This is a genomic window from Paenibacillus sp. FJAT-26967, from assembly GCF_001541095.1.
Taxonomy (GTDB): Bacteria; Bacillota; Bacilli; order Paenibacillales; family NBRC-103111; genus Paenibacillus_F.
Window position 1 is genome coordinate 650613 of sequence record NZ_LMXH01000002.1, and the last position, 17343, is coordinate 667955.

The 17343-nt window shown below is 42.3% G+C and carries 16 protein-coding genes and 1 pseudogene; 13 read left to right on the forward strand and 4 right to left on the reverse strand.

Annotation, left to right across the window (positions count from 1 at the left end):
• Nucleotides 1–249 precede the first annotated feature (249 nt).
• From gap to AR333_RS12860, 4 genes are all read left to right on the forward strand, one after another.
• Nucleotides 250–1281, forward strand: coding sequence for a type I glyceraldehyde-3-phosphate dehydrogenase (gene gap / locus AR333_RS12850; RefSeq protein ID WP_068775744.1), 1032 nt, complete (start codon nucleotides 250–252; stop codon nucleotides 1279–1281).
• Nucleotides 1281–1427 carry a GapA-binding peptide SR1P gene (locus AR333_RS25395; protein WP_301336124.1) on the forward strand — a complete coding sequence of 49 codons (147 nt, stop codon included), beginning with the start codon at nucleotides 1281–1283 and terminating at the stop codon, nucleotides 1425–1427. Before gap ends, AR333_RS25395 begins: the two co-directional genes overlap by 1 nt.
• Before the next feature lie 181 nt (nucleotides 1428–1608).
• Complete coding sequence (locus tag AR333_RS12855) at nucleotides 1609–3000, forward strand: HD-GYP domain-containing protein (RefSeq protein WP_068775745.1); 1392 nt, start codon at nucleotides 1609–1611, stop codon at nucleotides 2998–3000.
• Between the two features lie 230 nt (nucleotides 3001–3230).
• A complete protein-coding gene (locus AR333_RS12860) occupies nucleotides 3231–4103 on the forward strand; it encodes a DUF1206 domain-containing protein (protein WP_172798848.1) in 873 nt (290 codons plus the stop codon).
• Nucleotides 4104–4196: 93 nt separating this feature from the next.
• On the opposite strand, the gene AR333_RS12865 is transcribed toward AR333_RS12860, so the two are convergent.
• The gene (locus AR333_RS12865; RefSeq protein WP_068775747.1) at nucleotides 4197–4628 is read right to left on the reverse strand and encodes a DUF4395 domain-containing protein; all 432 of its coding nucleotides are present in this window, start codon (nucleotides 4626–4628) and stop codon (nucleotides 4197–4199) included.
• A 157-nt stretch (nucleotides 4629–4785) separates the two neighbouring features.
• On the opposite strand from AR333_RS12865, the gene AR333_RS12870 reads away from it, so the two are divergent.
• The 6 genes and pseudogenes from AR333_RS12870 to AR333_RS12895 all read left to right on the forward strand — a co-directional run bounded on the left by AR333_RS12870 (nucleotide 4786) and on the right by AR333_RS12895 (nucleotide 11948).
• A complete protein-coding gene (locus AR333_RS12870) occupies nucleotides 4786–5079 on the forward strand; it encodes a Dabb family protein (protein WP_068775748.1) in 294 nt (97 codons plus the stop codon).
• 199 nt (nucleotides 5080–5278) lie between these two features.
• Nucleotides 5279–7021: an ABC transporter ATP-binding protein gene (locus tag AR333_RS12875; RefSeq protein ID WP_068775749.1), complete on the forward strand. Its 1743-nt coding sequence runs from the start codon at nucleotides 5279–5281 to the stop codon at nucleotides 7019–7021.
• Nucleotides 7022–7046: 25 nt separating this feature from the next.
• Nucleotides 7047–8828, forward strand: a complete 1782-nt coding sequence (locus AR333_RS12880; protein ID WP_068775750.1) for an ABC transporter ATP-binding protein — start codon at nucleotides 7047–7049, stop codon at nucleotides 8826–8828.
• Nucleotides 8829–8886: 58 nt separating this feature from the next.
• On the forward strand, nucleotides 8887–9165 hold the full coding sequence (locus AR333_RS12885; protein ID WP_068776103.1) for a hypothetical protein: 279 nt from the start codon (nucleotides 8887–8889) through the stop codon (nucleotides 9163–9165).
• A gap of 418 nt (nucleotides 9166–9583) precedes the next feature.
• Entirely contained in the window at nucleotides 9584–10066 is a 483-nt protein-coding gene (locus AR333_RS12890) for a hypothetical protein (RefSeq protein ID WP_068775751.1), read from the forward strand.
• 405 nt (nucleotides 10067–10471) lie between these two features.
• Nucleotides 10472–11948: pseudogene (locus AR333_RS12895) on the forward strand (amidase family protein).
• A 106-nt stretch (nucleotides 11949–12054) separates the two neighbouring features.
• Here the strand turns inward: AR333_RS12895 and AR333_RS12900 are convergent.
• The gene (locus AR333_RS12900) at nucleotides 12055–12567 is read right to left on the reverse strand and encodes a DUF3231 family protein (RefSeq protein ID WP_068775752.1); all 513 of its coding nucleotides are present in this window, start codon (nucleotides 12565–12567) and stop codon (nucleotides 12055–12057) included.
• 1124 nt (nucleotides 12568–13691) lie between these two features.
• On the opposite strand from AR333_RS12900, the gene AR333_RS12905 reads away from it, so the two are divergent.
• Nucleotides 13692–13943: a YolD-like family protein gene (locus AR333_RS12905; protein ID WP_068775753.1), complete on the forward strand. Its 252-nt coding sequence runs from the start codon at nucleotides 13692–13694 to the stop codon at nucleotides 13941–13943.
• Nucleotides 13944–14157: 214 nt separating this feature from the next.
• Here the strand turns inward: AR333_RS12905 and AR333_RS12910 are convergent, their stop codons facing one another.
• A complete protein-coding gene (locus AR333_RS12910) occupies nucleotides 14158–14511 on the reverse strand; it encodes a hypothetical protein (RefSeq protein ID WP_068775754.1) in 354 nt (117 codons plus the stop codon).
• A 684-nt stretch (nucleotides 14512–15195) separates the two neighbouring features.
• On the opposite strand from AR333_RS12910, the gene AR333_RS12915 reads away from it, so the two are divergent.
• Nucleotides 15196–15555, forward strand: a complete 360-nt coding sequence (locus AR333_RS12915) for a hypothetical protein (RefSeq protein ID WP_068775755.1) — start codon at nucleotides 15196–15198, stop codon at nucleotides 15553–15555.
• Between the two features lie 170 nt (nucleotides 15556–15725).
• Here the strand turns inward: AR333_RS12915 and AR333_RS12920 are convergent, their stop codons facing one another.
• The gene (locus AR333_RS12920; RefSeq protein ID WP_068775756.1) at nucleotides 15726–16106 is read right to left on the reverse strand and encodes a hypothetical protein; all 381 of its coding nucleotides are present in this window, start codon (nucleotides 16104–16106) and stop codon (nucleotides 15726–15728) included.
• Between the two features lie 808 nt (nucleotides 16107–16914).
• On the opposite strand from AR333_RS12920, the gene AR333_RS24985 reads away from it, so the two are divergent.
• Entirely contained in the window at nucleotides 16915–17091 is a 177-nt protein-coding gene (locus AR333_RS24985) for a hypothetical protein (RefSeq protein ID WP_172798849.1), read from the forward strand.
• Nucleotides 17092–17343 lie beyond the last annotated feature (252 nt).

Consider the following 17343-nt stretch of genomic DNA (forward strand, 5'->3'; position numbering starts at 1 on the left):
GGAACTTACCCCGCCGTTCTTTTTTATGATTGGGAAGGAAGAAACAGAATTTACTGAGGAAAAATGCAGCTTATCAGATACGCACACATAAATCCGGGCTTCGCACCATAATCTTTAAGAGAAGTTATAGGGTTATAAATGAACTATATATGCATCATATAAATGGTGTTTAAGCGCTTCCATAAATTATATATAACTCATATTAAAATTATATGATATACTATATACACAACATTAAGGGAGGGAATAATCATTAAAGGCATTGGGATAAGCGGCACAGGCAGAATTGGACGATTGTTAATAAGAAGAATGCTCTCCACGGAATCTTTCACTGGACGTTTAGCGGCAATCAATAGCATTTATCCGGTCGAAACGGTAGCTCATTTACTTAAATATGACACTGTGCACGGGAAATGGGATGCTGCAATCTCCATTCAGGACGGAAAATTAGTCATTAACGGTCAATCGATAGAAATTGCATCTGAGCGCGATCCTGAGAATATTCCTTGGTCCCGGATGGGTGCAGAGATTGTGTTAGATGCAACGGGGAAGTTCAATGAACGTTCAGGTGCCGGCAAACATTTAAAGGCAGGCGCCTCCAAGGTCATAATTACCGCACCCGGCAAAGAGATGGATTTTACCATTGTAATGGGTGTGAATGATCGGCTTTATGATCCTTCCGGCCAGCACCTGTTATCCGCCGCTTCCTGTACAACCAATTGTGTAGCGCCTGTTCTGCAAATTTTAGATGATAAATACGGAGTGAGAAGCGGCTGGATGACAACCGTCCATGCTTTTACTTCGGACCAGAATCATTTGGATAATCCGCATCAAGATTTACGGAGGGCAAGAGCTTGTACGCAATCCATTGTCCCGACCAGTACAGGCGTCGGTACAGCGCTTATGGATGTCCTGCCGCATCTTGCCTCTTCCCTGCAGGGTATTTCGTTGCGAGTGCCGACCCAAGATGTCTCCTTAATTGACTTAACTGTTCAAGTACAACAATCTGCTCAACTGGAAGATGTAAGAAACCTATTCAGACAAGCGGTAAACGGATCCTATCGCCCTTATGTCGCCTATTCGGAGGAACCTCTCGTATCTGCCGATTTTATCGGATGTTCCAAATCAGCAGTCATAGATGGTCAGACACTTGCGGTACAAGGAGATCAGATCAAAGTGCTGGCCTGGTATGACAATGAATGGGCTTACGCTTGCCGGGTTGTAGAACTAGCTAATCTTGTGGGAGAAAGGATGATGGCAGGATGCAAAGTACTGGCCTAATGGAGTGGGGAACTTTAATTTGTAAGCATTGCGGCAGCATCGTCGGATCGATGGATACGGTCAAAATCACGAAATATTACGTGGAATGTAAGGATGAAGCTTGCGTTACGAGCCGTTCCTGTAAGGTACATTCGGGAAAGAAATAATCGTCTTCTATTATTCGACTTGTCCACTGTCGTACTTGGGTACGGCAGTTTTTTTATTGTTAACTATAAAGCGCTTACAACCCTCGGGAATCTGCATTTTTTTATTCCATTTTTTCACTGTGTGTTCTATTATTAAGAGATAGAGGGCATAGTCATTTTATGTCGAAAAGGAGAGTCGGGAATGAGATTCCGCAGCTTGTCCGGGCCTGCAGCCATCGTTTTGCTGCCTTATCTTTTATTTGTTTTTTTGAAAAGTCAGCCAGGCTTGGATGCTGTTTTCGTCATGCCCCGGGGACATTTTTATATTGTAAGCTCCGTTGCCTTGCTCGCCTTTGTCATCGCTCTTGCAGTGGGTGCAGCAGGCCGCAGAATGCGTAACATAAAGGTCATTTTTCTGGCCTTGTCTTTTATATCGCTCGCGGGAATATTTATGGTCCACGGCTTGTCCACTCCGGAACTTCTTCTACATGCTACCCATGTTCCCGGGGTTACGGCCACACTCAGTGTAATTATGGCAACCTTCTGGCTTTGGCTTTCCTCCTATCCTTCCGATAACCGCTTTATCGTATTTTTATCCCGGCATGATAACATGCTCATACCTGTGTGGACGCTTATTTTGGCCCTCTTCGGTGTAACCGTGCTAAGCTACCCTGAGCTGCTGGATTCAGTGCAGACCGGTATCGACTCCTTGAATTGGCTTCTTATAGCGGTGACAGCCCTGTTTAATTTCATTACCATCTATCGATATTATCACTCTTACCTCTATTCCAGGTTCCCGCTTCAAATCGCGATTGTCTATAGTGCAGGCTGTCTTGTTGTATCTCAGTTAATTATGGTCCAGGGGCAGGCCTGGAAGAGCAGCTGGTGGATGTATCATTTTCTGCTGCTGGCATCCATGATTATTATGCTGACGGGTCTGTACAAACAATATGCGGCCAATCAATCGCTAGCCGGTGCGTTGCGCGCGTTATTTACAACAGATCCGATTGAAAGAATTACAAATTCTCTGTCACCCAGTGTCAGAGCGCTTATGAATGCGACCGAGAATAAAGACGTGTATACGGCCGGACATAATTTCAGAGTTACGTTCTATGCACTCAAACTGGCTGAAGAGATGCAGCTCAGCCCGGATAAGCTGAGAGCGCTGGCTCACGGAACGATCGTACATGATGTAGGCAAAATCGATATTCCGGATGAAATTCTTAACAAACCCGGCAAACTGACGGACAGTGAACGTGAAATCATTAACCAGCACACGGTCAGCGGCTATGAGATTTGCCGAAGCCTCGGTTTTATGGAAGAGGAACTAGGCATAATCCGTTCACACCATGAGAAGTGGAACGGTGAAGGGTACCCGGATCGGTTAAAGGCGGATCAAATCCCCTTGATGGCAAGGATCGTATCCGTAACGGACGTATATGATGCGCTGACTTCTAACCGGGCTTACCGGAAGGCTTTATCCCATGAAGCGGCAATGGTTTATCTCCGGAACAATAAGGGCATATTTTTTGATCCGGTTTGTGTAGAAGCGTGGGAACGCGCTTGCCATAAAGATTCTTCCATTTATCTGTAGAACCGGGTCCATATACATAGCACGTACGTTAAGCGATATTCATATAATAAGACAGCAGTTCGTCATAGGACGAACTGCTGTCTTATTGCCGTACAAGACTCTGCAAGATACTGTTCCAGATTTTAATCATCTTCTATCCGACTAACAGAGGCGATTAGAGGGTATGTATGTCTAGGAAGCGGCTGTTCCTGTCAAAGGCAGGACCGTTTATGAAAGCGAGGATTCATACCATGGATAAAACAATTCGGAATAAAGCTTATCATCCTACTAAAAAAGCCGTGCAACACGGAAAAAAAGCTGTTCGTGAGAAGGCTTCATGGATTGATAAATTAGCAAGGATAGGCTATGCGGCCAAAGGTACCGTTTATTCGGCGATAGGTTTGCTGGCTCTATTGGCAGCAGCTGGATACGGCGGCGAGGTGACAGATAAGCAGGGGGCACTGGCAGCAATAGGCTCACAGCCTCTGGGCGGATTATTTTTGTTTATACTCACCGTTGGCTTGACCGGGTATCTGCTCTGGTGCATCGTCCAGGCCTTTGTAGATACAGACGGTGAGGGGAACAGCTGGAAGGGGATTGCCGCAAGGATCGGCACATTGGCAGGAGGTGTCGTATACGGCGCACTCGCTTTTACTGCCTTTCAGACAATGAATCACTCGGCGCAGTCTGCCGGAGGCAAAGAACAAAGCATGACCGCTATGCTGCTGCAGAAGCCTTTTGGGGCTACACTCGTAGCCGCTGCAGGCGCTGCCGTAGCAGGCTATGGTCTCTACCAGATTATCAAAGCTTATAAAGTTTCTTTTACGAAAAGATTCAAGAAGAACGAAATGAGCGCGGCTGTATACCGGAATGCGGTTCGCATTTCTAGATTCGGGATTGCCGCTAGAGGTGTCGTATTCGGACTGGTTGCATTTTTTCTGATCCGTACAGCAGTGCTGTCTGACCCCAGCCAGACAAAAGGTGTGGACGAAGCCCTAGCTGAACTGGCGAAGCAGCCTTTCGGAAATTGGCTTCTGGGCGCTGCTGCGCTCGGGCTGTTGGCCTATGGTTTGTACCTGTTTGTGCTGGCACGTTATCGTAAGACGATAGCTAATCACAGATAAGAGAGATAAAGTGACATGTCTTTTAATGCGGCCGTGAGCTGCCAGTCTGACAAACAAGGACCGTGGAGGTAATTCTCCACGGTCCTTTGCTAGTCAGGCAGGTTTGTTTCTTCTTCTATATTTGTACTGATTCCATTGGTAGTGGACAAAGCAGCCTACACAGAACCCGAGGATAGCTACACAAGCGGCGAGCCCCACCATAACTGAGAATATGAAAGCTAGTGTATTCCAGCCCAGCATATACCCTATTAATGCAGTAAGCAGGAATATAATTGCCAGAAGCTGATTGAATAATTGTTGTCCTTTGTCTTCAGGAATATAGGAGGAAGGCTCTTTTCTTAAAAAGATTTTAGCTGTGCGCATTACAGGATTAAAATTAAAGAAAACACCCATAACACCAGAGATCAGAGGAATAGCTAGAATCCAGTACAAACCTGTAAGTAAGGCGGCAAGAACGGATATAACAATCACCCATTGATTCGCGCGCACCAGTGGCCGGGGAATCGATTGAGAAGCTTCGTGCATATAAACCACCCTGTTCCTATCGGAATATTTTATACATTTATTATAATTCTCATTGCTCTCAATATCCAGACTCTTTTCAAAAAGCGCAAAAGCTCTTGGATAGAATAGGCAACAGATGTTATTATGTACTCTAGCTGACATAGAAAGAGGTTATGAGATGATTGATCATATTGTGCTAGTGAAATTTGGCGAAACAACTACTCAGGAACAGCTTCAAGAAGTGGTTCAAAGATTTAAAGCGTTGAAGGGGCGTTTAAGCGGAATCGTAGATCTTCAAGCAGGCATTAACTTTTCCGACAAGAATCAAGGTTACCAAATTGTCTTGTCTGTCCGTTTTGAGAACCGAGATGCGCTGCAGGCATACGGGCCGAATCCGGATCACCAGGCCGTAGCGGCCTACATTAGAGAAGTGGGCCGTGTAGACAGCATTGTCGTAGATATCGAGTTATAATAATCAAAACGTGGTATTCCAGAGAACCGGCTTCCTAAGAAGAAGCCGGTTTTTTAGTGGGTGCTTAGCGCATTGGTAAAAATTATTTTACAGCTAAGGAATATCATTCCTTTTTTAAATTTCTGTGTTATTATAGAATGTATGTTCTGAAAGGGCTTTCGTGAGAATACAACGTCAAAAGAGGAAAGAGGTGCAGGGTATGAATTTTGTAAGTCGGCTGAGTTGGTTTTTTAAATGGAGGTGGGGGTATTACACGCTGGCTATTGTATTGATGACATCTGTCAGTTTACTTACAACGATCCCGCCCAAGCTTATCGGCAACACCGTTGACCATATCCGTAACGGGAATTTAACGGCTGCCGGATTAAATGAGACGGTTCTTCTGCTAGTGGGGTTGTCTCTGCTTCAATACGTGCTGGCGTATATTTGGATTACAACCTTATTCGGCAATTCCGCGCTTTTAGAAAAGCTTCTGAGAGGGAAACTCCTGAATCACTTAACAAGAATGACACCGGGTTTTTTTCAAAAGAACAGTACAGGCCAGTTAATGGCACTGGCAACCAATGATGTTCTGTCCATTGGACAGACGGCAGGTTATGGAGTAATGACACTGGTCAATACCTTGGTGGGCGCATCTGTGGTCATTATAACCATGATCTCTTTAATCAGCTTTAAGCTTATGATTGCGGCTTTAATTCCGCTTCCTTTCCTGGCACTCGTGATCAGCAAGCTGGGCACCCGGGTAAGGACTCGTTTCCTGTCCGCGCAAGCAGCTTTCGGGCAAATGAACGACCATGCACTGGAATCTATTTCAGGAATCCGCGTGATCCGTTCCTATGTTCAGGAGGAAGAGGACCTTCGTGCTTTTGACAGAGTGACTTCTGAAGTGATGGTTAAGAATAGGCAGGTCTCGTTCTTAAATGCGCTCTTCCAGCCACTTATTTCTTTGATTGTCGGAGTCAGCTATACGATAGGCATCGGGTACGGATCGTATCTCGTCATTCAAGGGGAAATAACACTCGGTAATCTTATTTCCTTTAACATTTACTTGGGTATGTTGATCTGGCCGATGATTTCATTCGGGGAATTCATTAATGTGCTCCAGCGCGGCAGCGCTTCGGCCGACCGCCTGGATACAGCGCTAACCCAAGAGCCCGAGCTGAAAGATGCAGATTCACCGGTCTTCGTCAAGGAGCCCGCATCCATTGAGATGAAGCGGTTAACGTTTACATATCCCACAGCCAAGCAACCGAGTCTCACGGGTATTTCATTCTTTCTCGAACAAGGGCAGACGCTTGGTATTGTCGGTAAAACAGGCAGCGGCAAGAGCACTCTGCTTAAACAACTGCTCCGTCAGTACTCCGTTGCGCCAGATCAGCTATTTATTGCGGGAGTTCCCATTGAGAGCATTGCAATGGATCAGATGAAGAGCTGGGTCGCTTATGTGCCTCAAGAGCACATGCTTTTATCCAAGTCGATCCGGGATAATATCGCTTTAGGCAAACCGGGAGCATCACAGGATGAAATTGCAAGAGCCGTGCAAATGGCTTCATTCGCACAAGATATCGAGCAGATGCCTGAAGGACTCGGGACGATTGTCGGGGAGAACGGCGTGATGCTTTCCGGCGGACAAAAACAGCGGCTTGCGATATCGAGAGCACTGCTCATTGATTCAGAAATTCTACTGCTTGACGATTCTTTGTCAGCCGTGGATGCCCGGACAGAAAGCCGTATTCTTCATCAGCTCAGACTGGAGCGTGAAGGAAAGACGACGCTTATCACGACGCATAGACTATCCGCAGTGAGCCATGCGAACTGGATTCTGGTGCTGGATGAGGGACGGATCATCGAGGAAGGCACCCACGAGGAACTTATGCTGCTGGGGGGCTGGTACAAGAGCCAGTGGGACCGCCAGCAGATGGAAGCGAGTCTTGCCGACTAAGGACAGATCGGAAGGAGGTTTCATTTTGAATAAACAATCTACGGCGAGAAGACTACTCGGGTATGCTCTTGCTTACAAATTCAGGATCATAGGCGCTCTGCTGATTCTATGCTTTGCAGTAGGGGCCGAACTTACAGGTCCGTTTATTACCAAAACCATTATTGACCAGCACTTGTCTGTGAATACGAAGGATCTTATACCCGTTCTGTGGCTTTTGGCTATATATATGGGACTTTTATTGACTGCAAGTGTCAGCAACTTCATTCAATCTTATCTTCTTCAATCTACGGCTCTGCGTATCATTAAGAATATGCGTATGGACCTGATGAAGCATATTCAGCGGATTCCCCTTCGTTATTTTGACAACACGCCAATCGGGCAGGTGGTTTCAAGAATAGCGAACGATACTGAAGCAATCCGGGATTTGTTTATAAGCTTTATGGCGACCTTTGTGGTAAGTACGGTACAGATCATCGGTATCTTCATAGCGTTGTACATTCTTGATGTTCGTCTGGCACTTCTATGCTTACTTCTTCTGCCGCTGTTCATCGTTATTATTCTTATTCATCTCAAATTCTCCAAGAGATATATTACAATTATGCGGGCTCGCCTTAGTGATATGAATGCGATGATTAATGAATCCATTATGGTGATGCCGATTATCCAGGCTTTCCGGCGTGAGAAAGTGACACAGGATGAATTCGAGACGCTTAATAAAGACCGTTATGTGAACCAGATCAAGCAGTTTCGTGTGTTTTCTTTGTCGTCGCGCAACATTGTGGGTACGATCGGCAGTCTGGTTACGGCTGCAGTCCTCTGGTATTTCGGCAGAGAATCACTGCTGACCGCGATCTCGTTCGGAGCTTTTTATGCTTTTATTGATTACTTGGGACGAATCTTTCAACCTATCATTGGATTTTTCGACCAGCTTACTAATGCCCAAAGAGCTTTCGTATCGGCCGATAAAGTATTTGCTATTCTGGATAAAGAAGGCATTGGAATTGAGAAAACCGAACATGTTGAACGTCCGGCCGGCGTAGTCAAATTTGATCACGTTACTTTCGCTTACAAAGCTGGGGAACCGGTACTTAAGAACATTTCCTTTGAAGCACGAAAAGGTGAAACGATTGCACTTGTCGGGCACACCGGCTCCGGTAAAAGTTCAATTATGAACCTGCTGCTTGGTTTCTACGAACCGGATTCAGGAACGATTACCATCGACGGGCACGATATTTCCCGGATATCTAAACAGGCTTTGCGCAAACATATGGCCATTGTCCTGCAAGATCCTTATTTGTTCGCGGGAGATATTAAATTCAATGTAAGCCTGTACAACAAAGATATTACACTCGACCGTGTAAAAAGCGCTGTAGAAGCTGTGGGCGCCGCTTCTTTCATTGAACAGCTTCCGGAAGGTTACGACGAACAGGTTGTTGAGCGCGGGAGTACATTGTCATCGGGTCAGAGGCAATTAATCTCTTTTGCCAGAGCCTTAGCATTCGATCCCTCTATTCTCATATTAGATGAAGCAACGGCCAGCATCGACAGTGAGACAGAAGGACTTATACAGAAGGCTTTGAAGGTAGTCAGTGAAGGACGTACTACACTGGTAATCGCGCATAGATTATCCACGATACGCGAAGCGGATCAGATCATTGTCCTGCATCGGGGAGAGATTGTAGAGCACGGCAACCATCAAGAGCTGATGGCACTTGAAGGCAGATACTTTAAGATGTATCAGCTCCAAAGCGGCCGTAAGGATCCGAATGCAGCGAACAATGTGTCCGGCTCCCAATTATTCGCTTAATCTACACGACTCTTCTATGCTACAATGGCTTATGATCACAAGAAGGAGTGGACAGATGATGAGCGAAGCATTGAATGAGCAAGAGCTTGTGGACTACATAGCGTTGAAAACAAATGCAGCCCCGGCGGCGATTCGACTCGTTTTAAAACACGAGCAAGTATTTCTGAATAGCGCCAAGGCAAATGCAAAAGGCGAAGTGGATATCGATAGCGATGATATCGTGGATTATGTACTAAGCCGGCGGGACGTCAAATTAGACGAATTGACCGTAGAGAGTATTTTGGACACCGAGATGGATTTCTTGATGGACAAAGGCATTGCCGGGTATGTGGATTAAGCTCAGGGTACTGGAATTGACTATCAGAGGGAACAGGATCAAAAGATATCTTTTAGGAAGACTGCCAGTTATTCTGGCAGTCTTTCTTTATGTAGCGTTATGGATAGGTTTTCAAAGTCCGTGAGTACTCATTGTTGGTTTTACAAAGAAATGTAATTAATAAATGTGACGGAGATCAATCTCAAGTGTGTTATGTAGGGAAGGGGGCTGAACAAGCCATCTTGTAACGCAGCGATTATGAAATGATCGGGTATGAAGTTGGAACGTTAACCCTATCCGGTATGAAGATACCTGCAATGAAAAATATGCAGAGAGAGCGACGAGGACTAGGGAATTATATTTACATTTTTTACAAATTATGTAATAATTGAAATGAGTGATGGCCATCCTCCAATAATATTAAAGGAGAGTATTCTGAATGAAAATTTCAAGATTCCTTTCAGCACTTCTCATTACCGCCAGTCTTCTAGGTACTGCTCAATCTGCATCTGCAGCCGAAGAAGTGATAAAGTCTGGCTTTGGAGGAACAGCTCAGCCTGTTGCAGTAGAGTCACTGTCAAAAAGTGTACAGTCACAATTGCACGGCTGGTTTTACCACTATAATTTATCTCCGCAGGCAGGTCTTCAAACAACATATAATTTCTATAAATTCACGGTAACTTATGGCTCTTCATATTATATCGATATCAATCAAACAGCGGCCGGCGACGGTAGCACTCCCAATGTGACTTATCTTGTGTTTAAAGAAAACGGCAGCAATAATGTGGGTTGGCCCAACCTCACAGGTAACGGTTATTTGCCAAGACAATACTTTTACCTTGAACCTGGAACCTATTATTTTGGATACATAAATAACGGTCCAGGCTTGGTCAACATCAATGCAAATGTGTATTATAACTAAACGACTGATGAAACTTGCATGCACTTGATTCATCTAAATCCGTTTTAATCATTTGATCAACCGCAACATCTGCAACATCTTAATCAACGGGATGCCTCTAAAATTCAGACGAGACATCCCGTTGATTATTAAGCTGGTACAATTGAGAAGTGAATGTTTAAATTACTAAAAAGGTCTGGCTTATTAAATAAGCAGACCTTTTTGACATACTGTGGAACAATAACGATGTGAATAACAATCAAAGAGAAAGTACACTCGGATGCGACTAAATGGAATCTTTTTTTATAATCATTTTTTGCCCTACGTATGGTGAATGGTATGTGTTAGGGTGAAAAGAAAAGATGTGACAGATTCGATTGTTTCTTAGCAGGATAACATTTTGTCGCTAGAAAGAGGAATTCCTTAATGAAGCAGAAGTTAGAGGAATGGATCATTGAAGCGGATCTGATTGGTATGCAATCCGTAATGGAAGCGGGCTGGCTAACCTCGGAAGATTTGGTCGCGGTCTATTTGGAGAGGATTCAGCTTATAGATTCTCAGATTAATTCTATCCTGGAAATAAATCCGGATGCTCTGGAAATTGCAAGAGCTCTGGATCATGAACGTCACGAACATGGGAGCCGTGGAAGCCTCCATGGGATTCCAATTCTTCTCAAAGATAACATAGACACAGGTGATCGGATGCATACGAGTGCCGGGTCTATTGCATTGGAGCATTCGTTTGCTGCTCAAGATTCTTTCGTTGCTGCCAGGCTGCGTGCTGCCGGTGCTGTTCTACTTGGTAAGACCAACATGACAGAATGGGCCAACTACATGTCCAATACGATGTGGGCGGGTTACAGTTCACGCGGCGGACAAACGTTAAATCCTTATGGCCCCGGTGAATTGTTCGTTGGGGGGTCAAGCTCTGGCTCCGGCGCCGCGATAGCAGCTAATTTAGCTGCTGCTTCGGTAGGGACCGAAACGTCCGGTTCTATTGTGAATCCAGCCAGTTATAACGCTCTGGTAGGGATAAAGCCAACAGTCGGGCTGGTTTCTCGGACAGGAATTATTCCCATCACTAACAGCCAAGACACGGCCGGACCAATAGCAAGAACCGTTGCTGATGCAGCTATTCTATTAGGAGCTATGGCGGGCGCTGACCCTGCAGACACTGCAACGGAATCAAATCGGGGGAAGACTCACACCGATTACTCACAATTCCTGGATACGAATTTCTTGAAGCAGGCTCGCATTGGTGTGCCCAGAGCCTATTATGAAGTTCTCGACGAAGCGCGCATTGCGATAATGGAAAGAGCAATCGATGTTTTGAGAGAACGGGGCGCTACAATTATCGATCCGGTAACGCTGCCAATGCGAACAGACAGACTGGGAACCGCATGTTATGCGTTACGAGTTCAAGAAATATCTTAATGATTATTTATCGGACTTAAGCGAATCCGTTCCCGTGCATTCCCTTCAAGAAGTCATCGCTTATAATATGAAACATTCCAACCGTGCTTTGAAATACGGGCAGGATGTGTTGATATGGTCGGAAGAAACAAGCGGGACCCTTACCGAAGAGGAATACCTGAACAGTCTCGCTAAAGATCGCCTTCATTCTCGTGAATTAGGCATTGATCACGTTCTCTCCGAGCATCAACTGGATGCGCTGTTGTTCCCAGGAGATGAAGGATATGATCTCGCAGCCAGAGCGGGATACCCGATCATTACGGTGCCGGCAGGATTCGCGGAGACTGGCGTAATTGCCCCAGGCGGGTATATAACGAAAGGACCCTTTGGAGTAAATTTCTCAGGCCCCGCCTATAGTGAGCCTACATTAATCAAACTTGCATACGGATTTGAGCAAGCGACAAAATACCGTTTTCCGCCTGAAATTTAGAGAGTGGGAATAGACCTCGACAATCAATCATATCAGCCATCTGTCCTGCTGAATATCCAAAAGAAGAGTCCTGTTATACAAACAGGACTCTTCTCTACTGCGCGTTTTATGCATTGTCTGGTCGTTTTACTTGAAGAGGCGGTGGTATGAGCCAGCCTTTATCCTTATTCAATTTAAGAATTTTCACACCTATAGCCGTTTTAGTTGCATGATATTTAGCAAACAATGCCCCAATATCTTCTCTGATTGATTGGCCCATTACTTGACTGCATGCGACCAAACTTACAGCCGTATCAGCCGAAATTTTAGCAGCTATTTCAGGATCAGTAAATCTTGCTCCAGCTGGAATGTCTTCCAGTTTAACGGGAGGCCTTTCGGGCAATAGAGGGGCAGGAGAAATTCCATTCTCCGTAAGCAGCTTATCGCACTCTTTACTTTCCAACTCTGCCTGATCAATAAGATCTTCAATTATTTTTTTCAGATCTTTATCGCCAGCATGGTTTAAATAAGCCTGATAGCAGGATATGGCACCTTTTGCTGCCGTCGAAGCTAGCCATACATTACTGATTTCTCCATAATGCATCGGTTCATCTTTTGGATTTCCACTTAAAATTCCCATTGTAGTCTGGCTCCTTTACTTGATTTATATAACAGGGTTACTGTGTCCTAAAATTCTAGATTTCATGCATAGAAACATCTGATCTTCAAAATTCGGTTGTCTTTTGCGAACCAGTGGGGAGTGGGAATTCGTAGAAACTGGATTTAATGCGTCCATATGAGTCGAATGGTATTCGACGCAAGTCCCAAATAGCTGAATCTGGATATGTACGAATTTTACAGTCGGGGAAAAATAAAAACGCTGCCCAATTCCAGGCATCGTTTAAAAGTCATTTCAAACCTATCTACTGATCCATTGGTACCCTTAGGACGTCCAAACCCATCCGCAAGTGGTAGGTGGGAACGGGGAGTAATATCAGGTACAACTGTTCGCTGAACATTCAATATGTGCGCACTCTGAATTGTATTTTTATAAGGAACTCCATTCACATATTTTAAATAAGTAACCTCAGATTCAAACGGGTCTCCGGTTACTGGCGTAACTTCATACTCAAAATTAAAAAGAAAACCATCTATAAAAGCTGGTTTTCTATATAGTCTAATCTTTTATGAATATGCCGTATTCAGGATCTATAATTTGTTTGGTACCTCTTTTAATGATATCCACACTCAAAGATGTTTCTGAATCAGGTAAATCTTTAGTCGAAGAAACCTTTACAAATTTACCGAACTCTGTATAAATAGCGCCTGTATTTTGCTTCGAATAATTCAATTCTTCTTCAGTTATTTTTCTAGGGGCGGTAACACTCTGATTTAAAGCAAAGTTAGTCCTACTAACTGAAACAACACTAATTACCGCAATAGTAACGGATGAGAGAATGAATGATCTTAAAAGCTCTGGTCATCCTAACTGCACCCTCCCTGTATATACAGTACGTCTTAAAAATTCGTTCTAATGTAATCATAGATGAAAAATTAACTTCAAACCCATTATACATTAAATGGTATATTGAGAGGGGGAATTTCGCACAAAACTAGAAGGACGGGAAAGATGTTTTTACTTTGAAGATGAGAAAGAACTGGCAAAAGACCGATTGGACCCGCGGCGCATACTGTTTTGGTATTGAGGATAGACTGTTCCCACGACTCATGCTAGTATATGATTTAACGGCAGGAGGTTTCATTATGGCAAAAACGAAAGTACCAAAGCGCCCAACACGAGATGAATTTGTTCTTGAAGAACTCGGGAATCAGCTCTCAGAAGCTTATCAAGAGAAATCAATAATTGTTCTGACAGTTTGGGGCTGTGAAGAGACAGTCAAAGGTTTGATAACGAAAATGGATTCGAGAACAGGTAAAGTACATATGGAGACCACGGAGGGAACGAATAAGGTTCCTTTTATGGATATAATGCGAATTGATTATCCAAGAGATTAATCTTAACTAATGATGAAATTTGAGCCAGGTGTTATTTATTCATTAGATAAATCCATACCTGTATATAATTATATCAGCCTGGTTAGTTCATACTAATCAGGCTTTAAATTTAATTAAGAGATACATACCATGAGTATATCTGTATTAGTTATCCTGGCAAATATATATTAATAGATAAGAAGAAAAGACTGGCAATTAGCCAGCCTGGATTATACTAATTTTGATAATTCTGAACCCAAACAGTTCCTAATCCTACTCCACTACCAATAATCTGCGCATGATAATCACAAGCGACGCTCATCCAATAATCAGTACCCCCATTAGAGGTAACCGTATAAGAGAGACTTTTTGTTGGTTTATTTGGGCAAGTTTCATAAAGAGTTACTTTTGCTTTGCCTGAAGTAATTTTCCAACCAAAATGTCCATATTGGTTCTGACCCGTAATGAATAATGTATTATCATTTTGCCATCCGGTAATTTGAGTAGATCTAAAATCGTCTGCAGCAAATGCTAAAGATGCTCCAATTAAACTAAAAAACATGGTCAGGATAACAACTTTCTTTTTCATAAAAACCTCCTAAAATTAATTTATTTAAATACTTATGATTTAATGGTAGCATTATGTTTATATGTAATGAATAGGTAATAATGCCCGAATGAAATTAAAGAAATGTAGATTTATATCAAATTATATCAAATTATGATGGTTTATCTGAAATGGTTGGATATATATCAAGAAAAACAGCAGATGAGGATAGAGAACGGAGATTTCCTTCGAAAGTTAGTAGAATTACCAGATGATGAATAAAACAATAATTTAAGTGATTTGAAGTTCTAATGTAGAGTTCCTAGAGAAGCGAATAAAAAAGAAAAATAGAATAGAGATAATGGAATTGTAACTAATGAACAAATGGATGGTATTGCAAGTTATTATCATAAGTTCACAACATTGGATGCGTGTAGTACATAGTCGAATATGTCAAAGAAACAAAGAGGACCGTTCTATTAAAGTTAATTAAAAAATATCCACAGATTACTACTTTGAAAAAATCACTAGAATACTTAGGATTTAAAAAAGATTTAAAAGATAGGGAATTTGAATAAAAAATCCCTTACACTAAAGACGAAATTTGTAATACAGGCTTGAGTTAATTGAGCACATGAACGGGGAAATCAGGTTAGCAACAAATGTATAAGCCTTATGTACAAAGCGCTTATGAGTAATAACCAATTTGAATAAGGGGCGAAATTTATGGCTTTTAAAAGAGAATACGAGTTTGAATTACCGAGAGGATTTGTAGATAGTAATGGGAATATTCATAGAAAAGGAGTAATGAGACTTGCAACAGCCGCTGATGAAATTTTACCAATGAGAGATCCGCGTGTTCAAGGAAATCCGTCCTATTTATCTATAATTCTACTTACAAGGGTGATCACTAGATTGGGCGAACTTCCAATAATTGATGCCAAAGTAATTGAAAATTTATTTACAGCTGACCTTGCATTTTTGCAGGATTTTTATAAGAGAATTAATGAAGGTGGAGATCCGGTATTAACTGCTACTTGTCCAAACTGTGAACATGAATTTATTGTTCCGATTCCAGGTATGTAAAAAAGAGAGGGCTAATTTTCTTAGCTACTTCCTGTGGATCTTAATTTTAGGAGGATTTGATAAACTAACAAGCATTCAGCTATCGAATCGATCTATGTCTAGCTTAGAAAATTGAGAAAGCAGCCCAAGTAACATGTAAATTTGCTTTTCTAGGGTTTTATCAGATTCTTTTATTGCAGCATTGCCGAGTAGAAAGCTTTTAAATCTGGTGTTAAAACGGTTCTATATGTTATTTTTCCCTTACGTATGTAAATACTATCTTTAGCAACAACCCTACCAATTTCTTGTCCATTATTAAATAAACGAATCGCTACGCTACCGGCTGATGTATCGGGGATAAATGGTACAAATAAAGCATCAGAGATTTCACTGTTAAGCTTTTTGATTATATCCTGATTCTTTGTCGAAAACGAACCGTCATGATTGTTAATCTGTATTTCCTGAATTTGATCAAGGGCTATAAGTTCGTCGCCAGTGTTGATATTGCTTGCTATAAAGATAGACATTAGTAGGACAGTGGTTATTAAAAAGATGGTTTTCTTCTTTTTCATATCTTAACCTCCAAAAATCAGGTGAGCGAGGCAGAGCCTCGCACTTATGTTATCTCAGTTCAAAAACAGTCATTATAACGTGGTTATAGTTTCTTCCATAAGCAATTGTGTTAATACCTTTTTGTGCTGCATATTCCTTCAAACCACTTGTCATATTTAAGATATTCGTATTACCAGTACCCGATGCATCTTGGGTGGTTTTCATTGTAGTTCGTATTGCCATTACTACACTTTTTTGGTTTGCAGGCATAAGGTTTCGATAGGCGCTGAAATTATTGGCATATTAAGCAATTATATCAGAGGCTGCGAAAGTAGAGCATCCAGTTGAATTTATGCCGCTATACCTCCATTGATTTATATCAGGAACATTATAAATGTAATTCCTGTTTACGGAGCTATAACCGGATTCCCAAGTTGATGGGTCAACGTCAGTAATTCCATCAGATTCGGAACCAACTTCCTGGATAGTTATTTTCGTTTCATTCCATAAGCCCTTAATATTCTCTGAATCTTCATAATATTGTGTCTCCACTGAATCCAAGCATTAAAAAATCCTTAACAATAGAATGGCAGGTATTTCCTGTCCAAAATCCACTGAAAAGGATCAGCTCATGGACAAGGAGAAATAGCAGTTTATGTTTTATCGGAAAAATTTCAAAAGGAACTTGGGCTTGAATCGATCTCAGCTGCGCTATTCGAGTTTTATGCAACGCTAGTGAAAATAAATATAAAATATAATAATATATAAATTATATCGAATCAATAGATACAGAGAAGCAATTAAAATTTATTGCGATGAGGTATGACCATGAAAGATACAGATATTAAATACCCAATTAATAAAGAGGATCTACCTATGGTATTAACGGCGGATGAGATTAGCAAAGTTTTAGGTTTAGGAAGAAGAGTTGGATATGAACTCTTAAAGGAACCGCCATTTACGGTAAGGAGAATTGGGGAAATAAGTAGAATAAAAGCATCGTAAGATGTAGTTTTCAATTGGTTAAAAGGCACAGTAAGCGGGGCATAAAGCCCTTGCTTTTTTTATTTTAGAGTGTTAATATTTCAATTACAGTTGAGTGTTCCTTGTCAGGAAACTTACAAAAATCGAATATGAACCTTCGGGGTTGGAAAGTCCACTTATCCGAAGTTTAAAGGCTGAATCCCTTATGTATCAAAGGATTCAGCCTTTTTGTTTTGTTTAAAATAGGGATTCGGTAGGAATTTCGGTAGGAAA